The organism is Alkalibaculum bacchi (assembly GCF_003317055.1).
Classification (GTDB): domain Bacteria; phylum Bacillota; class Clostridia; order Eubacteriales; family Alkalibacteraceae; genus Alkalibaculum; species Alkalibaculum bacchi.
Genome location: NZ_QNRX01000001.1, coordinates 55878 through 76956 on the forward strand (window position 1 = coordinate 55878; position 21079 = coordinate 76956).

A 21079-nucleotide genomic window follows, 5' to 3' on the forward strand; every position below is an offset into this window, starting at 1 on the left:
TCTGCTTTCAGCTTTCCGCTAGTTTATCAAGAATTTCCTTTTGCCTATCTAAAAACATCAACTTCTTATTGTGTTTGTAGTAATCTTCAGATCCTTTATTGCTAATAAATTTTGCGCTGTAATAATCAGCTGTCAATTCTGTTACTAATATGAAAATTTCTTGTCCTTCCCCATATACCTGCTCTACGAAGGCAAACATATGATGCATCTTCTTTTGAACCTTACGGGTTTCTTCTCTCATATTTTTTACAGATTCATCAAAATTCTTCTTAATATATTCATAAACCTCTAAATGCTGGGTGATATTTTCATTTTTCATCTGAGTTCTATTTTCTTCTAATATTTTAATAATCAGTTGGTAGTTTCGTTTTTTTTCATAAGATAGACTATTAGCCTTTTTCTCCTTTTCTAGACATAAAGTAAGCTCGTCAATATGTTCGTCTAATACGTCTATGGGGGGATTTTTACTTTCATTTAAATCCACCTTTATTTGTTTTAAAACTTTGACCAAATCCATCAAATAGCTCTCTGTAAAAAGATTCTTTCGGATGTCTCTTTGCATAGCTTCTAATAATAGGTTTATTAGGGATAATCTCTCATCAAATTTTGCTTCCTTTGCACGCTTTTTAATATTCTCGTCTGCATACCCCTCAAGGATTTCCCCTATTTTATAGTCTTTTTTATACTTTTGATATAAGTCATAGTAAATAGCATAGTTTTTTGCTATTTTCTTATTTCTAATATATTGGCTCACTAATACTTCATTTACTGTAAGATTCTCCTCTTCATACAAAGCAATGGCTTCTGATAGATCTTCCCAACCTCTTGCTGTTACATAAGACTTTTCTCCTATGGCTGTCTCTACCAGATAAAAATCATCTTTTTTAATATCTAAATAGGTTAGTATAGAACCATGTATGCCCTTTTTAGATGCGTATTTTTTCCAAATCTCATATTCTTCTGTCACTTCAAGGATTTTCAAACGATCCATAGTCACAATATCAAACTCCCGAACAGATTTATTATACTGAGGTGGATTGCCTGCAGTCACTATCACCCATCCTTCAGGAACTTTGTGGCGTCCAAAAATCTTATATTGAAGAAATTGTAACATAGCTGGAGCTAATGTTTCAGATACACAATTAATTTCATCTAAAAATAAAATCCCCTCTTTTACCTTGCTCTCTTCCATAGTTTCATAAACAGTGGCAATGATTTCACTCATAGTATATTCTGACACGGAATATTCTTGATTTCCATAGAATTTCTTTTCAATAAAGGGCAAACCTAAAGCACTTTGTCTTGTATGATGAGTCATGGAATAAGATACTAGAGCTACTCCCAGTTCCTGTGCGATTTGCTCCATAATAGCCGTCTTTCCAATTCCTGGAGGTCCAAGTAAAAAGATAGGGCGCTGTCTGACAAGTGGGATTTTATAATCGTCATACTCGTCTTTTTTAAGATAAATTCTTACAGAATTTTTTATTTGCTCTTTTGCTTCTTCAATATTCATTTTAAAAAACTCCTGTATTTCCTAAATTTTTAATTCATCTTCTTGTAAAACTAATTTTATGGCCCAAGATGGTATTTTTTTTTCATTGTAATTTTCATCTAAAAAGACAAAAGCCACATCGTATTTGGGTCTCCACTCTGGAAATATCCCATATCCATCTGTAAAGTAAATCAGCCCTTTTAGATTATCAAACTCTCCTTGTTCTATTAGTTGTTCTACATAATAAAAAACAGGTCTAAAGTCTGTTCCGCCAAATCCAAATAATTGGAGATTGTCCATAAAATTTTCAAACTCTTCATCTGAAGTAATCTTTGTGTCCTGCTGAATCTTTGCATCGCACTGAATAATATGAATATTTACTTTTCTAAAAAAGTTTTCTGTGCTCTTCATAATGGAGTATGTTTTATTCAAAAATCCTTGCACAACTTCTCCCGAGCAAGAGCCAGAAGTATCTAGTGCTATAACAAAATCTTTAATCTTATAGACTTCTTTGTGCTCTAGTGGCTCAATTAGGGGAAGGTTTCCGTATAATTGCATTCCGTAAGTATAAAATCCAAAATCAAACTCATCATTATTGACTTGGATCTCTTCTGATAGAACAGAAAATTGTCTTAAAAATTCTCCGTAATCGTAGTGATCTCGATGAACTTCTTTTATGTTTTGAATCAAAGCTGTGGCCTCTTCTCCACGGTCTTTAGAAAAAGTCTCTAGTTCGACCTTGACTCTCTCACTAATTTTCTCCCACTCTTCTTTAATCTCCTCTTGGTATTCTTCCTTTTGTTCTTCAAATTTTTTATAAACAAATTCTTCATCTATTTGATTGTCAAACTGTTTCCTCTTTGGATTGAATCCCCAGATAGAGTGATCATCTCTTTTAAACAATGCATCATATTCCTTTAATTGATTCTCAGCCAGAGGATTACGCCAAAAGTACTTATACAATTTCTCAGCTGTAATTTCTGTCTTTTCCTTCAATATGTCAATTACATCTTTTTGTTCTATATCCTTCTGAGTCTCAACGGCCTTTATATTTAATTCTAATATGGTATTTTCAACGGCTATATCTGTAGCTAGATTCCACAAATTAGCATCTTCTATACCTATCTTAAATGGATGATAAAAGATCCAGTGAAAAACCATATGCAAATATGTTCTAGCTAACGCTTCCTTTTCTTTCTTATAGGTTTTTAAGACGTACTTATAGTCGTAGAAAAGCATCTCTCCATTTGACCCTATAGTATTATTATCTGTAAGCTGAAAGGATTGAAACTGATACAATGCTATATGGAGAAAACCTAAAGATACCAAAAGATAATCTCGGGTTAATAAAAGAATCTCCTTGGCTAAATCTCTTGATTTTTTTATTTGTTCTTCTTGATTCATACACATCTCCATTCTCACAAATTAGGTAAACATAAGATTCTCCCCTTAGTCTAAAGACAATGGATCATCAATATCTTGATTGTAGACATTCTCATTCTTGTACTCCATTAGGAAAGCCAGAACTTTAATAGACCTAGACGTATTTGCCTCTTCAATGAATACATCAATTTTGTGAGGATCTATTTTATTTGTACGAGCTAAATAATGGAGGCCTTCTAGTGAATCCTCATGTATTAATTCTAAAATGATATCGTCAATGTGAGATGAAATGTAATTTTCGTAGGTTTTTTGTGATATCGTATTGTATTTGACTTGACCCTTGCAATACATGAGAGCTAATTGTCCTTTTTGATCAACACTTAGAAGAAAGTCAAAGGCAAAGCTACTACCAGAAAAATACTGCAATTTATTGTTTAATATGCCTTTTCTCAGAGGTTCTAATCCGTTTAAACCATTTTTTCCATCTCCTGTTATGGTCACTTTTTCCAGATCCTTACAACCGCTAAAAGCCCATTGGCCAATTTTCACCTTGTCTGACATTTCTATGCTTACAAGAGCAGAACCATTAAAAGCGTGATCCCCTATACATTGCATCGACTCAGGAATAATTATTTCTTTTAGATTTATACTACCCCAAAAGCCGTTTTCCTGAATCCTTTTTACTTTCTTTGGTATCTCAAAAGATTCCCCTTTATTAATAGGATAGTATATTAAAGTCTGTTGGCTCTTATCATAAAGAACTCCGTCAATACTTGAATAATTCTCATTCTCATCTTCTACCTCTATAGATTCTAAACTCTTACAAGCTTCAAAAGCATGCCAGTCGATTAATTTTACTTTAGAAGGAATATGAATCGTTTTTAAATTAGTGCATCCTTTAAATGCAGCTCCTCCTATCTCTACAATTTTATCAGGGATATGGATACTGTCTAGACTCTTGCAATCTACGAAGGCATACCACCCTATTTGGGTAACGGATTTTGGAATAACAATATCTTTAAGTTTACTACAACCGCTAAAGATGGATTTGCCTATTTCTTTTAGCTCTTCTGGTAAATGAACACACCTAAGAGAAGTACAGTAAGAAAATGCATTACGACCGATTACCTCTACTGTATCAGGTATACTCATTTCCTGTAAGTCACTACAGTTACCAAAAGCCCACTTCCCTATTTTAACAACGGTATTAGGTATTTCTATAGATTTTATTCCTTTGATGTTTTGAAAGCACTCTGGGCCAATTTCTTTCACGGACTTACCATTAATTACAGACGGAATCTTTACAATATTATCTGTAATACCTTCTACACCCGTGATTACAATAGCATCTTTTTCTTCTTTATAATAAAATTTCAACACATCATCTCCCCGTGTTCGTTCTAAGCTCTAAGTAAAATCAGCAGGTCACTCCGCGACCGCTGATTTTACCACCTTACCACCTTACCACCTTACCACCTTACCACCTAAAAAGAACACCTCTGGGTAAGAGAGGTGCCCTTATATTATCTCATTGTCTCTAAATCCAATTTAAAATATTCTTTTAGCAGTTTATTATAATGATTGTCATCCTCTATTTCTAGTAGAGATGTTTCATTACCTTCTACTACCTTAAAATGATCGTCTGTTAAAGTAATACGGCCTTCTTTTGTAGGCATGGTGCATACTTTTTTGTTGACAAAAAGAGACTCTGGAAAGGTAGATGTAAAGTGATGGGACATCATAAAATCCGCTGGACTGCATTCTTTTAAATCAAAAGCATATATATACATAAACTCATCTTCGACTTTTCTTTGCAATGCATATCCATACTTTTCAACTTCTACAATTCGAAAAGTATCATAGAACTGTTCTTGTTCCTTTCCTAGCTCTATAAGTATAGGAGCAGCCAAGCCGTGATTTCCATAACCTACATCTAATAGATACTTATCATCACCTATTTCCACACACAAAACTTGATGAGTTTTTGCATTATAAGTTATTCCATTATCTTTTGTAATGCGTGCTAATAAATTTAACACTTTAAAACCCAATCCTTGTAGGATAATGGACAACAAGCCATTCATTTCAAAACAGTATCCACCTCTTTTATTGGTTACAATCTTCTTATATAAAGATTCTCTATCCAAATAAACTGGCTTTTTTAAATAGACATCTAGATTTTCAAAAGGAATATTTAGGGCATGAGCCATGTGTATATTATATAAAGTTTCTTTGGATACATCTAAACTCCCCTTGTAATTAATTCTTTCAAGATACCCTTCAATCGTAAAACAATCTTTTGACATAGTAATTTCCCCTTTAAGTGTAGTCATAGTTTTCTTACTTTTTATTATTATATAAAATTAGTCAGATTACAATATCTAATTGCACATAATTTCTCTTTTCATCATATTTTTTACTTGTCTTATGAAAATATTATCTAATCTTATAAGAAAATAATACATTTTTAATTTCAGTGGGGTCATACTATTTATAAACAAATAAAGGAGTCTATTATGTTTGAGTACACTTTTGAGCGAGATACTGATATAAAAGTATTGACTTCATTTAATATGAATTACGATAAAAAAGAAGTTACAAATGGCCAAAATTATAAAAGATATTACTACACCTATCCAAATGGATTAACAATAGAAATGATTGAGTATCGTAATAAGACCGTATTAAAATCCAATAGGGAATTTGTGGAAAATGGAGATGGGACGTTTGATATACTTATTTAGGTGGTAAGGTGATAAGGTGGTCAGCAAATATGCGACTTACGTCGCAATGAACAATGAATATTTAATAATTAACAATACTAAGGTAATTTTATAAAAATCGCATATTTGTACTGTTCAATGTTCCATGTTCATTGTTCATTGTTCATTAAAAGCTTAGTTTTTTCCGCTTTCCACTTTCAGCAGTTATTTTATCATCTTCGAAATCGCCTTAAATTCTGGCGTTCCAGCGATTTTTAACATATCAAATAACAAAGTCTCCGTATTGCTTATTACTGCCCCCATATCTTTCATTAATGCTATGCCATTTTGTTTATTCTCTAAGGTTCTAGAGCTTACTGCATCACTAGCCACAAATACAGAGTATCCGTGATTTAATAAATCTCTCGTTGTTTGGTATACGCAAACATGTGTCTCTACACCTGTAATAATCACTTGTTTTCTCTTAGATTTTTCTAAATACGCCAAAACCTCATCAGTGCAACAAGTATAGCTTATCTTTTCAAATATAGGATCATTTTTGGTGAGAGCATCTATTTCGCCTATGGTTTTACCTAAACCTTTAGGGTACTGCTCAGTTACAAATATGGGTACTTCTAAAATTTTTGCTCCAGATATGAGAATTTTACTCTTATTCACTAATTCTTCTTTCTCAAGTATTGCTGGCATTAATTTTTCTTGAATATCAATGACTAAAACAATTGCATCCTCTTTATTTAGATAAAATTTATCCACTTTTACTCCTCCGTTTCCCTTCTTTGAAAATGTATATATTAACTTCAGTATAACATTTTTTTATAAGAGTTTGTACAGGTACTTACTTTATTACAAATAAGTATAACTATATTTTTTAGGTAATAAAAGTATAATTTTTTCATATAAATTGGGAATAGTAATTTTATCAAGAATTTAATATTATTGATAAACTATATTTAGGAGGTTTTCATGTGAAAAAGAAATTTTTATTATTAATAACTATGGCTTGTTTCATCTTTAGTTTTTCTGCTTGTACAACACAAGAAGAGCCTATTGAAGAACAAAACCAGCCCATTGAAGAACAACAACAAGTGGATCCTGGCAACGACGGAGATATCAATGACGACAATCTAGAGAATGACGTTATTGATGATGGAGAAAATGTCGGCGATGAAATGAACGATGCCGTCGAAGATGCTGGTGATACTATGGATGAAGCAGGGAACGAAGTAAATGACGCCGTAACTAATGACAATAACAATCAGTAGGATAACACTTTTGTCGCTTTAAAGAGATACGTATTAAAAACCATAACAACCCTTTAGGAGTTCTTATGGTTTTCTTTGTTTTTAAATAAGTAAGTCTCTTCTTGTAAATAATATATGAGAGAAAATATAGCATAATATTGTCCATCCTACTAAAACGAGTATCCCTGTAATTGCCGTAAAGTTAGGATCGTTTAAATAAACAGATATATCTCCTGTAATCATTTCCCCTATTGATGAATAGGTGGTAAAGACGAATTTAGACAAACCATAAAAGCTGGATATCTGAAATACGATCGTTGCCGCAATAAGAGATACTACACTTGCACCCATAGAAACCATACTGCTCTTTACAATAGAAGATATCATAAAGACAAAAGATGTAACTGCCAAAATAAATAGCCCTTGGTATCCAAATAACATGAGAGTATATTGCCAAACGGGAACAATTCTCCAGCTACCGTCAATTAATTCTAATGGATGAGATCCGTTTTCAAGCAGTACGGAAAGATCCCAATCGAAGGCCTTGCCAATAGCCATTGGATAATTCATATCTCCAAAGCCAAATAAGAAACCAACTAAGATAAAAGACAAAAGCTCGATTAATATAATTAATCCTACTGCAGCAATTGCAACAGCAAGAAATTTAGATAACAGCACTTTCCCCCTAGATACAGGCTGGGCTAAAAGCAATTTCATAGTCGGTGGCGTCCATTCTCCTGAAACCATATCTGCTGCAAAGACGGCAATTCCAATTGCCAAAAATATTTGACCAAGCTGCAAAACTAATTCATTAATATAGATGAATGCATTAAAATCATAATTTTCTTGTGGCTTAATCTCCTTATATTGCAAGTATTTCAATTGCTCTAATTCCAGTTTCATAGAAACTAAATCTCCAGATGAATAAAGCGCTTTATTATCTTCAATCATTTTTTCATGTTCTAAGATATCTTGTTTTAATATTTCTTCCCAAGATAGATTTTCATCCACCCTTGTCTTTAGTATCTTTAGTTCTTCTTCCATCATTTTAATATCACTTTGGATTCGGTCCTGATAAAGCTTTACTTCATCCTTATCATTTTTTATTTCCTCTGGAATATTCTCCATGTCCTTCTCTAAATATGCTATATTCTCTTCTAGATTTTGAATTTGAAATTCTGGCTTACTGTATTGTTCCATATAATAAGCGTTTTGCTTAATGCCGTAACACAAAAATACTGTTAGTAAGATAAATCCCACAATGACAACTAGAGTCTTTTTTCGCTTAAAGAGTTTGTATAGCTCTTGTCGTATGAGAACAGCCATATTATTTCCCCCCCTCTACTAATTCCATATACCTTTGTTCTAAACTATTTTGTTTTTGATATATCTGGTATATGTCCACATTTTTCTCTACTAAGGCTTTGATGATTTTTGGAGTGCTTCCCTTTTCTATTACAGCACAGTACTCTGTACCCTTTTGCACTACATTTGAAACTTCTCCAATACTATCTAATACATTTTTTATAGAACTCACTGGACTTGCTACAATTGCAATTTGTTCGTATCCCTGTTGGACGTTTCCGTTAATCAAGTCCTCCATGCTTTTGATTTCTCCATGATTGATAAAAGCTACTCTATTACACAGTTGTTGTACCTCGCTAAGTATATGAGAAGAAATAAATACAGAGGTTTTTAGTTCCTTTACAGCATTTTTTACAATATTTCGAAAATCGATGATTCCAGATGGATCTAATCCATTAGTAGGTTCATCTAAAATAAGCAGTTTTGGTTTTCCCAAAAGAGCACAAGCTAGGCCTAACCTCTGTTTCATGCCTAAAGAATACTTTCCTACCTTATCATCTATTCGATTTGATAAATCTACTAACTCTACCACATCCAATATATCTTGTTTCGGTATTTTTCGAATTTCGGCAATCATCTTTAAATTCGCCATACCAGATAAGTAATTGTACATTTCTGGATTTTCCACCACTGCTCCTAGCTTAGCTCTGGCTCTGTTGCCATCCTTTAAAATGTCAGCTCCATTAATAGAAATACTACCTTTGTCCGGCCGAATAAGTCCTACAATCATCTTTATCGTCGTCGTCTTACCTGCCCCATTAGGTCCTAAAAAGCCAAAGATTTCTCCTTCTTCTACAGAAAAATCAATTCCTTTGATGATTTCTCTTTTACCTAAAGACTTATAAACATTATTTACTCCAAGAACACTCATACTTCCCCTCCTCTTTATATAATCAAGTATAATAGATTTATTTTAAATACTTATTACAGAATTCTTACAAGAATCTTAAAAATACAAAAGAAGCGCTCAAGCGCTTCTTTTGTATTTTTATTTATTCAATTCTTCGTCTAAGCTAATCCTTCAATAATTGGAATTATTTTTTTTGCTATAAAAATTTCTTTAATATTATTTATTTCATCTGTTGATAATGCAGGTATTCCATCCATAGCATATTCCCACCCCAAATAGTGGTACTTATTGCTTCCATATTGGTGAAAAGGCAATAGATGAACTTGATTGATATTATATTTTTTAAGAAAATCTATAATTTGCATTAGGTTTTCTTCATTTGCGGTATAATCAGGGATAAGTGGAACTCTTGGAATAAGCTCTACGCCCTCTGTTTCTGCTGCTAATTTAAAGCTTTCTTTTACTTTTGATAAATTTGCACCTAAAACCTTTTTTAAATTTTTCTCATCCATAATCTTCAGATCAAATAGTACCTGATCTAAATAAGGAAGCAACTCTTTTAGATGATATGCACTGGTGGATCCTGTTGTCTCGATTGCTGTATGAATACTATATAATTTTAGTTCCTTTAATAATTCTCTTGCAAATTCATATTGAGCTAGGGCTTCCCCACCAGATAATGTTACTCCACCAGATGAAGTTCTAAAGAACATTTCATCTTTTAAAACTTCATCTACGACTTCTTCTACTGTTTTCCATTCGCCAATGGTTTCCGTTTTTCCATTTTTTATCCACTCTGTATGCTGTACAGCGCCTTGGGACTCTGGATTGCTACACCAAGGACAAAATAATGGACAACCCTTTAGAAAGACCACCGTACGAATACCACTTCCATCATGAACAGAATATCTTTGAATATTAAAAATCAATCCTTTCATCATTCACACTCTATCCCTTCCCTAAAGTGTATGTGATGCACGAGCGATAATATCGTTTTGGATTTTTTCATTTAAGTCTACAAAGAAAGCAGAGTAACCAGCTACGCGGACAACTAATCCTCTATAATTATCAGGGTTCTTCTGTGCATCAAGCAAAGTATCCTTAGATTGAACATTAAACTGCACATGTTGAATTTTTAATTTCGTGAATGCTCTGAGAAAATTTGAGAATTTCTCTATCCCTTCTTTGCCGTTTAACGTATTTGGTTGAAATTTCAAATTCAGGAGACTTCCATTGACCATGAGCATATTATCTAGTTTACTCACTGTCTTTAGAACGGCTGTTGGTCCTAGACGATCTCTACCTACCATTGGGGAAAGACCACCATCTGCTAATTGCTCTTGTTTTTTCCTTCCATCAGGAGTAGCTCCTACAGCCTCTCCCAGAGGAATATGTGCAGAAACTGTGTATGCACCAGGATTAAACTGACCACCACGGATATTAGTATATTTGCTCATTTCAGTAGAATAGTGCTTAAACATATCTGCTGCGATAAAGTCTATTTCATCATTATCATTTCCGTATTTATCAAAGTCGTTTATGACATGTTCTTGTAATGAAGCGTATTTACCTTCAAAGTTTTTCTCCATTGCTTCTAACATTTCATCAAAAGTGATTTCTTTATTTTCAAAAACCATTTTCTTTAAGACATACATAGAATCACTTAAATTAGCCTGACCTATGCCCTGAACTCCTGAAAAATTATACCTAGCGCCCCCTTCTGTTAAGTCCTTACCATTTTGCAAGCAATCAAGAACAAGAGAGGATAAAAATGGTGTAGGAGCAAATTCTCTATGCCCTAAATCTACAATATCAGATCCTCTAGTAATCAATTCAACATAGTATGAAATTCGCTCTTTCATCTTCTGATAAAGCTTTTCATAAGTAATAGTATGATCTCCCTTGAAGCTATACATGGTTAGTTCCATTACACGTAAGAAATTAAACATTGCGATATCGTGAAGTCCATAGGTACGACCTGGTATAGTCACTTCTACACATCCAACAATGGCATAGTCTCTCGCATCATCTAAAGTGACCCTCTTTGTTAAAAAAGCGGGCACACATACTTCATCATTAAAGAGCTGTGGTATGCCTGTACCCATGCGAATGGTTTCACAAGTTTTATTAAGGAATTTTTGAGAAATCAACTCATTGGTTCGTACAGACAGATTGGGTTGTGGCGTCTTTACATATGCATAGGCATCTAAAAACAGATAAGACAGTTCATTTATAGAGGATCTTCCAAAAGAGTCTAACCCTCCTAATGCAATATTATATCCTACAGGAAAACCAGCAAATGATTTTGCACTTGTTTGACTTCTTAGTATTACTACATCATTTGTTTTTAGGTAGAAATCAATCAAATAGGAGAGTAAAGTTTCCTTTGAGTAACCTTGATTTAAGGAACTTAAATAGAGTTTATATAAGTACTGGTCCATTCTACCTAAGGACATAGACGACGCGTTGGATTCATACTGAGCGGCAATACTTGTCAACCAAACTAATTGTAATCCTTCTTGGAAGTTTTCAGGTTTTTCTGTGCTTAACTTATTACACATAAAAGCAATATAGAGCAACTCTTCTCTTCTTTTAGCCGATATGCCCTGATGTTCTGCTTCGCTTCTGGCTAGTTTTTCATATCTGAGACAATGCCTAGAAAATGCTTCAAATACAATGAGCGCAGCACAAAGGAAATCATTATCGGGATTCTTAGAAATGTGTTCATTTAGAATGTCCATGTATTCTTTTATGCCATGCTTTAAAATCGTTGGAAAATCTAAGATGATATGACCTTGCCCCTTATCCGTTTGATTTAAGCTAACGACCCCTTCATCAATAGACTTTTGAATATCTTTATCTATTTTTTTGGTTATAAAATCTTTCATGCATTTTCCTTGCCAGTAAGCATATAAAACATTTTTATAAATCTTCTTATTTTCTTCTGAAAAATGAAATTGATCTTGAGGCCTAGTATCCATGGTATCTATTTCATCGAATATCCAGTAGGGGTCCATCTCTGGTGATACGATACCACTTCTGGGTTTAATGGTTCGATTACCTACTAGAAGTTCTCCTTCACGAATGGAAATTTGAACATGATCTAAAATATGGGCTACAGCCTTTGCTCTTCGCAAAATAACGGCTTGCCCTTGGGTTTCTTTATAACTTTCAGTATATAAAAGAGCTCTTTCTAAAGAAATTTCTCTTGTTGGATTCAACATATTTTTCTTTATGTTTTCTATTCTCTTTGTGTCTACTTCGTCGAAATTACACATTATTCTTGTTGTCTGCATATTTTAGTAACTCCTTTTCTATGCTTTTATTCTAAATTTTCTCTTCTCATAATATAGAGATAGTCAGTGTGAAAATATGTATTATGATCAATTCACACTGAATACTACTAATTACATTCCTTATATTACTTCCATATCAAAATCAAAACTGCTACAATTTTCACTATATATCTCTCCTCGTATAATAATTTTTTAAACAATCGCACTTGCTAAACTATCATTTGTATCATAAAAAGTTGTTCATTATTAATCCCTTTATGAGATAAAACGTTTTCACAATAACGAAATAAGTTTCTTTGTATATCTTCCTCTGTACCCTTTATTCTAGTGCCTCTTTTTGAAGAGATAATCTTAATAGAATAATTTTCATCAATTTTTTCTAAATCATTAGCAATTGAACTTGGGCTAACATGGAATCTCACTGCTAATTTTTGATGAGTAATCTATTCCTCCAAGCTGTAAGCGCTTATCAACTTAAGTACAATATATCATAAACTGGTTCTTATGTATAACACATAAGGTTTACACATTAATGTTGAAATTATTAATACAACAAATAGAGCCTATACGGCACTATCTCATGCATTTTGTATATGAGTAAATCATTTGCCTTTTAGGCATAACCAACCAAATACTGTAAAAGTAAAAAACCCAGGAGTCCAGGTAATACTGGCTTCTAGGTTTTTTACTTTACTCCCACTCAATGGTTCCTGTTGGCTTTGGAGTTAGATCGTATAGTACACGGTTAACTCCTGGAACTTCGTGAGTGATTCTTTCTGTTATAATATCGAATACTTCATATGGTACACGTTCAATTGTAGCGGTCATAGCATCTACAGTGTTTACTGCTCTAAGGATCACTGGCCATTCAAAACTTCTATTGTGATTTTTTACGCCTACAGACTTAAAGTCGGGCACTACGGTAAAATACTGCCATACTTTACCTTCAAGACCTGCCTTCTTGAATTCGTCTCGTAGAATAGCATCTGATTCTCGAACAGCTTCCAATCGATCCCTTGTTATTGCGCCAAGGCAACGAACCCCTAGACCTGGTCCTGGAAATGGTTGACGATATACCATAGACTCTGGAAGCCCAAGGGCTAGTCCACATTCTCGAACTTCATCTTTAAACAACATCTTTAAAGGCTCGATTAATTCAAATTGTAAATCCTCTGGCAAACCACCTACATTGTGGTGGCTCTTAACCGCTTTTACAGTCTTTGTGCCAGATTCAATGATATCTGGGTATATGGTTCCTTGAGCTAAAAAGTCTACTCCCTGTAATTTACGGGCTTCTTCATCAAATACGTAGATAAACTCATTGCCGATAATCTTTCTCTTTTCTTCAGGATCTTCCACACCAGCAAGTTTTTCAAGGAAGCGATCCACTGCATCGATATAGACTAGATTTGCTCCCATTTCTTCTCGGAATACTTGAACTACTTCCTCTGGTTCGCCCTTACGTAAGAGTCCGTGATTTACGTGGACACATGTAAGTTGGGAGCCGATTGCACGAATAAGGAGAGCTGCTACTACTGAAGAATCCACTCCTCCAGACAGGGCTAAAAGCACCTTTTTATCCCCTACTTGTTCTTGAATAAGCTGAACCTGCTCTTGAATGAAGTTGTCAATATTCCAGTTTTTTTCTGCCTTACATTCTTCTAATATAAATTTTTTCATTATATCCTGACGCTCTTCTACAGTTTTTGGCCAAGGCTTTGCCCCTTTATGATCTACAGATAAAACAGGAACACCTGCATTATATAAAGCATCTGAAGCATCTATTTCAACGCCGTCAACTATCCTATTGACTCCACCGTTTAGGATAATCCCCTTTACATTTTGTAAGTTTTTCACTTCTTCATTTGTCAAATCGTGAGGGTGAATCTCTGTATAAACACCTAATGCTCTAATTTCTCTAGCAATATTCGTATTCATAGTACTGCCAAGGTCAATAATCAATATTCTATCTTGCTTCATCTTTTGCCTCCCACATTTTTAATACTCCTATCCTAACACAACTATCCTTTCAACGCTATATTCTTATATAGAAAAAATCGGTTTTTTGAAAAATGACATCTCCGCAGGAGATGCCATTTTACATTTCGAACTTATTTAAACTAAGCTTTTACCCACTTCTAGGGCTTTCAAGTTAATTTCTACGAATGCAGGTTTTACGTTATCAGAAATGATTTTGTTCCAATCAATAGATTCTAAATTCATTTTCTTAACAATGGTTCCTAAGAGAATTATATTCATTACCTTTGAGTTGCCTAATTTTACAGCTTCCCTTTGTGCATCAACTACAGTTGTTGGTACTTTGCTTTTTAATTCATCTAATATACCATCTGGATAGGTACATTTCCCCATTACCACAGGCATAGGTTTGATGGAATAATTATTTACTACGATCTTTCCATCAGGTTTTAAATAATCCAACCATCTTAGAGCTTCCATTATTTCAAAGGATACCAGTATATCCGCTCCACCTCTCTCTATGACTGGTGAATGGACTTCTTCTCCATATCTGACCTGAGATGAAACAGAACCTCCTCTTTGTGACATTCCGTGGATCTCACTCATTTTCACATCATGACCAGCTTCCATAAGACCTTGTGTGAGTAGCTTGCTGGCTAAAATTGTTCCTTGTCCGCCTACACCAACTAATAGTATACTCTTAACCATTTATCTTTCCTCCTTCACAATGGCCTCTTGTTTCTTACAAAGCTGAGCACAGACTCCACATCCTACACATTGATTTCGATCTATGATCGTTTTCTTCGTAGCTGGCTCATAAGAAAGGGCTGGACAACCAGCTTTAATACAAAGTTTACAGCCAATGCATAGATCTTGATCTACTTTGTACTTATCTTTAAATACATCCTGGAATTCTTCTTGATCTTGTTGAGAAAGCTTTTTGAGAACACACGGCCATCTCGTTATAATTACAGAAGGCTCGTCAAGTCCTAATGCCCAATCGAAGGTTTCTTTTACAAGAGTTAAATCATTTGGATCTATTGTCTTTACATTCTTTGCCCCAAGAGCTCTTACAATGGCTTCAATGTCCATGATTGGAGCATCTGAAAGATCAGCATGACGACCAGAACCAGGATTTTCTTGATGCCCAGTCATACCTGTAATTCGATTATCCAAAATGACATTTACGGTTTTGCTTTGATTGTATAAAACCTCTATTAAGGAATTGATTCCTGTGTGGAAGAAAGTAGAATCGCCTAATACAGAGACTACTCTCTTATCTTCGTTTTTAAGATCAAATGCTATTTGAGCTCCGTGACCTGCTGAGAAAGCGGCACCCATGCAAATATTAAAGTCCATAGCATTGTATGGCTCAGAAAATCCTAAGGTATAGCATCCTATATCCCCAGCAACCATTACGTTCTTTCTTTTTCCTAAATCATAGAAAATTCCTCTATGGGGGCAACCTGCACAAAGAGTTGGAGGTCTTGAAATCACCATGTCTTTATCGTAAGAAATTGTTGGTAGTTCACTTCCGTATAAGGATTTTCGGATTACATCAGGTGTAAGTTCACCATATGGAGGGAATGTATCATTTCCATGAGGTACAAAACCTAACATTTTTACTCTTTCCTCAATGTATGGGTCGTTTTCTTCGAGAACATATATTGTATCTAAATCCTTGCAAAATTCAGAGATCATCCTATCCGGAAGAGGATTAGTAAATCCTAGTTTAAGGTAATTTGCTTCATCTCCAAATACTTCTCTTGCATACGAGTAGCATACTCCTGATGATATTACACCAATTTTTTTCCCATTGTCCTTGATAAAATTAAAGGGAGATTTTTCACTGTAGTCAGCAAGGTCAATCATCCTCTGTTCTACTTTCTTTCTCAATTCTCTTGCTACAGCAGGAACGGTTATGTATTTTTTTACGTTTTTTTCATAATCTGAAAAATCTGCTTCCACCCGATTCTCACATTCTACGATGCTCTTTGAATGACAGACTCTAGTTGTCACTCGGACAAGTACAGGCGTATCATATGTTTCACTGATGGTAAAGGCTTCTTTCATCATGTCTTTTGATTCTTGGCTTGTTGCAGGTTCGAGCATAGGAATTTTTGCAGCTTTAGCATAGTTTCGATTATCTTGCTCATTTTGAGAAGAGTGTTGCCCTGGTTCATCAGCTGTTATAAGTACAAAACCGCCAGTAACACCTGTATAAGCATATGTAAACAATGGATCTGCCGCAACATTTACACCAACATGTTTCATAGACGCCATAGATCTTAATCCCGCTATAGAAGCCCCTATAGCTGCTTCTATAGCAACTTTTTCATTTGGAGCCCATTCTGATTTTACTTCTTTTCGCTCCGTCAAACTTTCTAATATCTCTGTGCTTGGTGTTCCTGGATATGCAGAGGCAAATTTTACTCCAGCCTCCCAAGCTCCCTGAACCAAAGCTTCGTTTCCAGTCATTAGTTTTTTCATGGAATCCTCCTTATTCAAAATGCTTTATCTTAATTTAACACTTTAACTAGCATTTGTAAAACACATTCTAATCTTATAACCTAAACCATTGTTTCCCTTTTTACATACTAATAAAAATCACTTTCGACTAATCTACGCTAATCATACGAGCCTTATCAAAGATCTTAGACTCAAAAGGAATACTATCGTGCTAGTGACTAAGGACTTACGACTAGGGACTAAAGCGGACCTACTTAACTTTCTGTCTGTGCCTCTACCAGATTTATACTACAGTACTTTTCTCTTAGCTTAGGCTTTTCAATTTTGCCCGTTGGATTTCTTGGAATTTCTTCAAATACAAATTTTCTAGGGCGTTTGTAACGGGGGAGTCCATTGCAAAACTCTGCAATTTCCTCTTCACTACAAGTGTAACCTGGTTTTAATTCGATAATTGCTTGAGCAATTTCTCCAAGACGCCTATCGGGAATTCCAATAACAGCAGCATCTTTAATTGCATCATGTGTCCTAAGAAAATTTTCAATCTGTACCGGATACAAATTTTCTCCGCCGCTGATAATCACATCTTTTTTGCGATCTACAAGATGAACAAAATGGTCCTCATCCATTCGAGCCATGTCACCTGTAAATAACCAACCGTCTTTGAGCACTTCTGCTGTAGCATCTGGATTTCTGTAATAACACTTCATAATGCCTGGTCCTTTTACACAAAGTTCCCCTACTTCACCTTGCTTAACGGCCTTCCCTTTTTCATCTGTAATTTTTATTTGCCACAGGTGTCCAGGGATTCCTATGGCACCTACTTTAGAGACATTGTCTATGCCTAAGTGAATGCAACCAGGCCCTATAGATTCCGACAAACCATAATTCGTATCATATTGATGTCCTGGAAAATAGTCTAACCACCTATGAATCAGACTTGGAGGAACAGGCTGTGCACCAATATGCATCAATCTCCATTGAGAGATCTGATGTTCTTCTAACTTGATTTCGCCTCGTTCAATTGCATCAAGTATATCTTGAGCCCATGGTACCAAAAGCCAAGCAATGGTTATACCTTCATCAGATATGGTTTTCACGATCCACTCAGGATCTATGCCTCTAAGTAATACTGCCCTACTACCAGATAAAAGACTTCCAAACCAATGCATCTTTGCACCAGTATGATAAAGGGGCGGAATGCAGAGGAAATTATCTTCTCTTGTCTGCTTATGGTGGGCTACTTCTACTTTAGCAGCTGTCATAAGACTCTCATGGGTATGTAATATTGCTTTTGGAAAACCAGTCGTACCTGATGAAAAATAAATCACAGCATCTTGCTCATCTTTAAGTATGATTTTAGGAGCTACTGAAGAACAACATGCAGTCAATGAATAATAGTTTTCAGCAAAGGAAGGGCAATCTTGACCTAGGTATAGACGTATTTTTACTCTTGAAATCTTATCTCGAATAGCTTCTATTCTTCCTGTAAACTCTGGGCCAAATATTATGACGTCACATTCTGCTAGATCGATACAGTATTGGATTTCATCTGAAGTATATCGATAGTTAAATGGTACTGCAATTGCACCAGTCTTTAATATTCCAAAATAAATGGGCAGCCACTCTAGGCAATTCATTAATAAAATTGCCACCTTCTGACCTTTTTGTAATCCTCTATCCAATAAGAAATTGGCCATGCGGTTTGCTTTATCATCAAATTCACGCCAAGTCATTTCTCGACGGAATTTCTTTGATGGATCTGTTTCAACTAGATCATAATCTTTCCAACTGGTTTTAATTTCTTTTATTCCTGGGTTGATTTCAACCAAACTTACTTCACTGCCGTATAAGGCTGCATTTTGAGTAAGAATTTCTGTAATAGGCATGTTTTCTTCTCCATTTTATTATTTTCTGGAGGGGTAGGGTTAAAGGTAGTTGGCTCTATTTTGTGCAGTGGCGCCTTAGCAGTGGTCTTTGCCCCCTGCTAAGGTCGTGAAATTCGCCAAATGAAAGAAACCGCCCTCCGAATATTGCTATTCAGAGGACGGATTATGTCCGTGGTACCACCTCAATTTACAAATATCTCACGACATTTGCCTCAACAGGTGCAATCACACCCTTGCACTATAACAGGTGCACCTGGCAAAGCCTACACAGAAAATTACCTTCAGCCCGCAATTCCTGGAATGTATTCAAAACAATTCATCTTTTGCACCTTCCACCAACCGGTTGCTCTCTATAAAGCCTGACATCGCTTTTACTTATTTCCAATCAACATTATTTAAACTTGATTGTACTCTTTTTGTAAAAGAAAGTCAATGTCAACTTTTATATTTCTTGTTAAGTTATTTTAACATAATTTTACCCTCTCAAACTCTTTAAAGGCTACTTCGTACTCATAAAATAGGTCAATTATTTTCAAATATACAAACAAATATGAATGTGTAGACCCTTTTAAGTTCGTAATATGAATTTATTACATTACATTGAAGGTCCATTTTTATCTGCTAATAAGGCCTGATTTTCACCTGTACACATTAAATAAAACAACCTAGGAAACTCCTATCAGTCAAGGATTTCCTAGGTCTTATTTTTTCTGTTGTTCGTTTATTATCTAATATTTTGCACTTGTGTAATTTGGGGATTCCTTATCAATAGAGACATCATGTGGATGACTTTCTCTTAAACCTGCACTTGTAATCTTGATGAATTGAGTATTTTCTTTTAATTCTTGAATATTTGCAGCACCACAATATCCCATACCAGAGCGAAGGCCACCTAACATTTGAAACACTGTATCTGCTAATGAACCTTTGAATGGAACTTTTCCTTCAACACCTTCAGGAACCAGTTTATTGTTGCCCTCTTGGAAATAGCGATCAGAGCTTCCTTGTTTCATGGCTGCAATAGAACCCATTCCTCTATAGGATTTAAAGCTTCTACCTTGATATATAATCGTTTCACCAGGGCTTTCTTCCGTACCTGCAAAGAGGCTACCGATCATAACCGTATCCGCTCCTGCTGCAATAGCTTTTACAATATCTCCTGAGTACTTAATACCTCCATCAGCGATAATTGGAACGCCATATTTCTTAGCCACTTCTGCACAATCCATAATAGCAGTGATTTGAGGAACACCAATTCCTGCAATAACACGTGTAGTACAAATAGAACCTGGTCCAATTCCTACTTTAATAGCATCTACTCCTGCTTCGATTAAATCTTTAGCTGCTTCTCCTGTAGCAATATTTCCAGCGATAATTTGAAGTTCAGGATAAAGTTCCCTAATGTGTCGAATGGCATCTAGTACACCTTTTGAATGTCCATGTGCTGTATCAACAACCACTACGTCTACTCTTGCTTCGACTAGAGCCTTTATTCTGTCTTTTAGGTCTTTGTTTACGCCTACAGCTGCACCAACTAAAAGTCTTCCTTTATCGTCTTTTGCTGAATAAGGGTATTTGATAGCTTTTTCGATATCTTTAATTGTAATTAAACCTTTTAAATTATTGTATTGATCTACAATAGGAAGCTTTTCGATTTTATGACGTTTTAGAATGTTTTCTGCTTCTTCTAAATTTGTCCCCTCTGGAGCAGTGACCAGATTGTCTTTTGTCATAGCATCTTCTATTCTCTTTGTAGGATCATTTTCAAATCGAAGGTCTCTATTGGTGATAATGCCCACTAACTTTCCGTCTACTGTAATGGGAACTCCCGATATGCGGTATCTTTCCATAAGCTCTAATGCATCGCCTACTACATGGTCTGGGCTTAAGAAGAATGGGTCTACGATGACGCCGTGTTCACTTCTCTTAACCTTGTCCACTTCCATAGCTTGATCTTGGATAGACATGTTCTTGTGTATAATACCAATACCACCCTGTCTCGCCATAGCTATAGCAAGCTTTGCTTCAGTTACAGTATCCATTCCTGCACTAATAATAGGAATGTTAAGCTTGATTTTCCTCGTTAAAACCGTAGCAAGTTCTACTTGATTTGGTAAAACTTCTGAATGAGCAGGTATTAATAGAACATCATCAAAAGTCAAACCTTCTTTTACTATTTTTCCCATACTGTACACTCCTAATTTAATTTTATTATCGTGAAGGCAACGAGCCAAGTGGCTGCTTGCAGACATTTGGCGACTGCCCGCGTAACCATAAGAAACTCGCAAAGCGTGTTTCTTGTGGTTGGCTGAATTTATAAGACAATTCGAACATTGTTGAATGAAAAGATATTGAATATCCGTAAGAATATTTTTATTAGTATAGTATTAACTAAAA

The 21079-nt window shown here is 35.0% G+C and carries 17 protein-coding genes and 1 other annotated feature; of the genes, 2 read left to right on the forward strand and 15 right to left on the reverse strand.

The window, feature by feature from the left end; genetic code table 11:
• Window positions 1–7: 7 nt before the first annotated feature.
• The 4 genes from DES36_RS00280 to DES36_RS00295 form a co-directional block, all read right to left on the reverse strand.
• Window positions 8–1513, reverse strand: coding sequence for an ATP-binding protein (locus tag DES36_RS00280; RefSeq protein ID WP_113919221.1), 1506 nt, complete (start codon window positions 1511–1513; stop codon window positions 8–10).
• A gap of 21 nt (window positions 1514–1534) precedes the next feature.
• Entirely contained in the window at window positions 1535–2896 is a 1362-nt protein-coding gene (locus DES36_RS00285; protein ID WP_113919222.1) for a vWA domain-containing protein, read from the reverse strand.
• A gap of 45 nt (window positions 2897–2941) precedes the next feature.
• Window positions 2942–4252, reverse strand: a complete 1311-nt coding sequence (locus DES36_RS00290) for a leucine-rich repeat domain-containing protein (protein WP_170128114.1) — start codon at window positions 4250–4252, stop codon at window positions 2942–2944.
• Between the two features lie 146 nt (window positions 4253–4398).
• The gene (locus tag DES36_RS00295; protein WP_113919224.1) at window positions 4399–5181 is read right to left on the reverse strand and encodes an arylamine N-acetyltransferase family protein; all 783 of its coding nucleotides are present in this window, start codon (window positions 5179–5181) and stop codon (window positions 4399–4401) included.
• Between the two features lie 210 nt (window positions 5182–5391).
• Here DES36_RS00295 and DES36_RS00300 point away from each other — a divergent pair, with 210 nt between their 5' ends.
• Window positions 5392–5619 carry a hypothetical protein gene (locus DES36_RS00300; protein ID WP_113919225.1) on the forward strand — a complete coding sequence of 76 codons (228 nt, stop codon included), beginning with the start codon at window positions 5392–5394 and terminating at the stop codon, window positions 5617–5619.
• A 183-nt stretch (window positions 5620–5802) separates the two neighbouring features.
• Here the strand turns inward: DES36_RS00300 and DES36_RS00305 are convergent, their stop codons facing one another.
• The gene (locus DES36_RS00305; RefSeq protein ID WP_113919226.1) at window positions 5803–6351 is read right to left on the reverse strand and encodes a hydrolase; all 549 of its coding nucleotides are present in this window, start codon (window positions 6349–6351) and stop codon (window positions 5803–5805) included.
• 242 nt (window positions 6352–6593) lie between these two features.
• On the opposite strand from DES36_RS00305, the gene DES36_RS00310 reads away from it, so the two are divergent.
• The gene (locus DES36_RS00310; protein WP_148581874.1) at window positions 6594–6860 is read left to right on the forward strand and encodes a hypothetical protein; all 267 of its coding nucleotides are present in this window, start codon (window positions 6594–6596) and stop codon (window positions 6858–6860) included.
• 81 nt (window positions 6861–6941) lie between these two features.
• Here the strand turns inward: DES36_RS00310 and DES36_RS00315 are convergent, their stop codons facing one another.
• From DES36_RS00315 to guaB, 10 genes are all read right to left on the reverse strand, one after another.
• A complete protein-coding gene (locus DES36_RS00315) occupies window positions 6942–8165 on the reverse strand; it encodes an ABC transporter permease subunit (protein WP_113919228.1) in 1224 nt (407 codons plus the stop codon).
• 1 nt (window position 8166) lies between these two features.
• Window positions 8167–9075 (reverse strand): ABC transporter ATP-binding protein, encoded by a 909-nt coding sequence (locus DES36_RS00320; RefSeq protein WP_113919229.1) that lies wholly within the window; start codon window positions 9073–9075, stop codon window positions 8167–8169.
• A 137-nt stretch (window positions 9076–9212) separates the two neighbouring features.
• Window positions 9213–9995 (reverse strand): glycyl-radical enzyme activating protein, encoded by a 783-nt coding sequence (locus DES36_RS00325; RefSeq protein ID WP_113919230.1) that lies wholly within the window; start codon window positions 9993–9995, stop codon window positions 9213–9215.
• Window positions 9996–10013: 18 nt separating this feature from the next.
• The gene (locus tag DES36_RS00330; RefSeq protein WP_113919231.1) at window positions 10014–12350 is read right to left on the reverse strand and encodes a formate C-acetyltransferase; all 2337 of its coding nucleotides are present in this window, start codon (window positions 12348–12350) and stop codon (window positions 10014–10016) included.
• Between the two features lie 209 nt (window positions 12351–12559).
• Window positions 12560–12772, reverse strand: a complete 213-nt coding sequence (locus DES36_RS14680; protein ID WP_113919232.1) for a hypothetical protein — start codon at window positions 12770–12772, stop codon at window positions 12560–12562.
• A gap of 268 nt (window positions 12773–13040) precedes the next feature.
• Window positions 13041–14330 carry a glutamine-hydrolyzing GMP synthase gene (gene guaA / locus DES36_RS00340; RefSeq protein WP_113919233.1) on the reverse strand — a complete coding sequence of 430 codons (1290 nt, stop codon included), beginning with the start codon at window positions 14328–14330 and terminating at the stop codon, window positions 13041–13043.
• Between the two features lie 135 nt (window positions 14331–14465).
• Window positions 14466–15035 (reverse strand): indolepyruvate oxidoreductase subunit beta, encoded by a 570-nt coding sequence (locus DES36_RS00345; protein WP_113919234.1) that lies wholly within the window; start codon window positions 15033–15035, stop codon window positions 14466–14468.
• The gene (gene iorA, locus DES36_RS00350; protein WP_113919235.1) at window positions 15036–16817 is read right to left on the reverse strand and encodes an indolepyruvate ferredoxin oxidoreductase subunit alpha; all 1782 of its coding nucleotides are present in this window, start codon (window positions 16815–16817) and stop codon (window positions 15036–15038) included.
• A 233-nt stretch (window positions 16818–17050) separates the two neighbouring features.
• Complete coding sequence (locus tag DES36_RS00355) at window positions 17051–18682, reverse strand: class I adenylate-forming enzyme family protein (protein WP_113919236.1); 1632 nt, start codon at window positions 18680–18682, stop codon at window positions 17051–17053.
• Between the two features lie 151 nt (window positions 18683–18833).
• Window positions 18834–19080: a binding site (T-box leader), on the reverse strand.
• A 330-nt stretch (window positions 19081–19410) separates the two neighbouring features.
• Entirely contained in the window at window positions 19411–20868 is a 1458-nt protein-coding gene (gene guaB, locus DES36_RS00360; protein WP_113919237.1) for an IMP dehydrogenase, read from the reverse strand.
• Window positions 20869–21079 lie beyond the last annotated feature (211 nt).

Bases quoted from the DNA above. Each gene is read 5' to 3' on its own strand.
- DES36_RS00280 (WP_113919221.1), bottom strand. From the start codon at position 1,513: ATGAATATTGAAGAAGCAAAAGAGCAAATAAAAAATTCTGTAAGAATT.
- DES36_RS00285 (WP_113919222.1), bottom strand. From the start codon at position 2,896: ATGAATCAAGAAGAACAAATAAAAAAATCAAGAGATTTAGCCAAGGAG.
- DES36_RS00295 (WP_113919224.1), bottom strand. From the start codon at position 5,181: ATGTCAAAAGATTGTTTTACGATTGAAGGGTATCTTGAAAGAATTAAT.
- DES36_RS00300 (WP_113919225.1), top strand. From the start codon at position 5,392: ATGTTTGAGTACACTTTTGAGCGAGATACTGATATAAAAGTATTGACT.
- DES36_RS00310 (WP_148581874.1), top strand. From the start codon at position 6,594: ATGGCTTGTTTCATCTTTAGTTTTTCTGCTTGTACAACACAAGAAGAG.
- DES36_RS00315 (WP_113919228.1), bottom strand. From the start codon at position 8,165: ATGGCTGTTCTCATACGACAAGAGCTATACAAACTCTTTAAGCGAAAA.
- DES36_RS00320 (WP_113919229.1), bottom strand. From the start codon at position 9,075: ATGAGTGTTCTTGGAGTAAATAATGTTTATAAGTCTTTAGGTAAAAGA.
- DES36_RS00325 (WP_113919230.1), bottom strand. From the start codon at position 9,995: ATGATGAAAGGATTGATTTTTAATATTCAAAGATATTCTGTTCATGAT.
- DES36_RS00330 (WP_113919231.1), bottom strand. From the start codon at position 12,350: ATGCAGACAACAAGAATAATGTGTAATTTCGACGAAGTAGACACAAAG.
- guaA (WP_113919233.1), bottom strand. From the start codon at position 14,330: ATGAAGCAAGATAGAATATTGATTATTGACCTTGGCAGTACTATGAAT.
- DES36_RS00345 (WP_113919234.1), bottom strand. From the start codon at position 15,035: ATGGTTAAGAGTATACTATTAGTTGGTGTAGGCGGACAAGGAACAATT.
- iorA (WP_113919235.1), bottom strand. From the start codon at position 16,817: ATGAAAAAACTAATGACTGGAAACGAAGCTTTGGTTCAGGGAGCTTGG.
- DES36_RS00355 (WP_113919236.1), bottom strand. From the start codon at position 18,682: ATGCCTATTACAGAAATTCTTACTCAAAATGCAGCCTTATACGGCAGT.
- guaB (WP_113919237.1), bottom strand. From the start codon at position 20,868: ATGGGAAAAATAGTAAAAGAAGGTTTGACTTTTGATGATGTTCTATTA.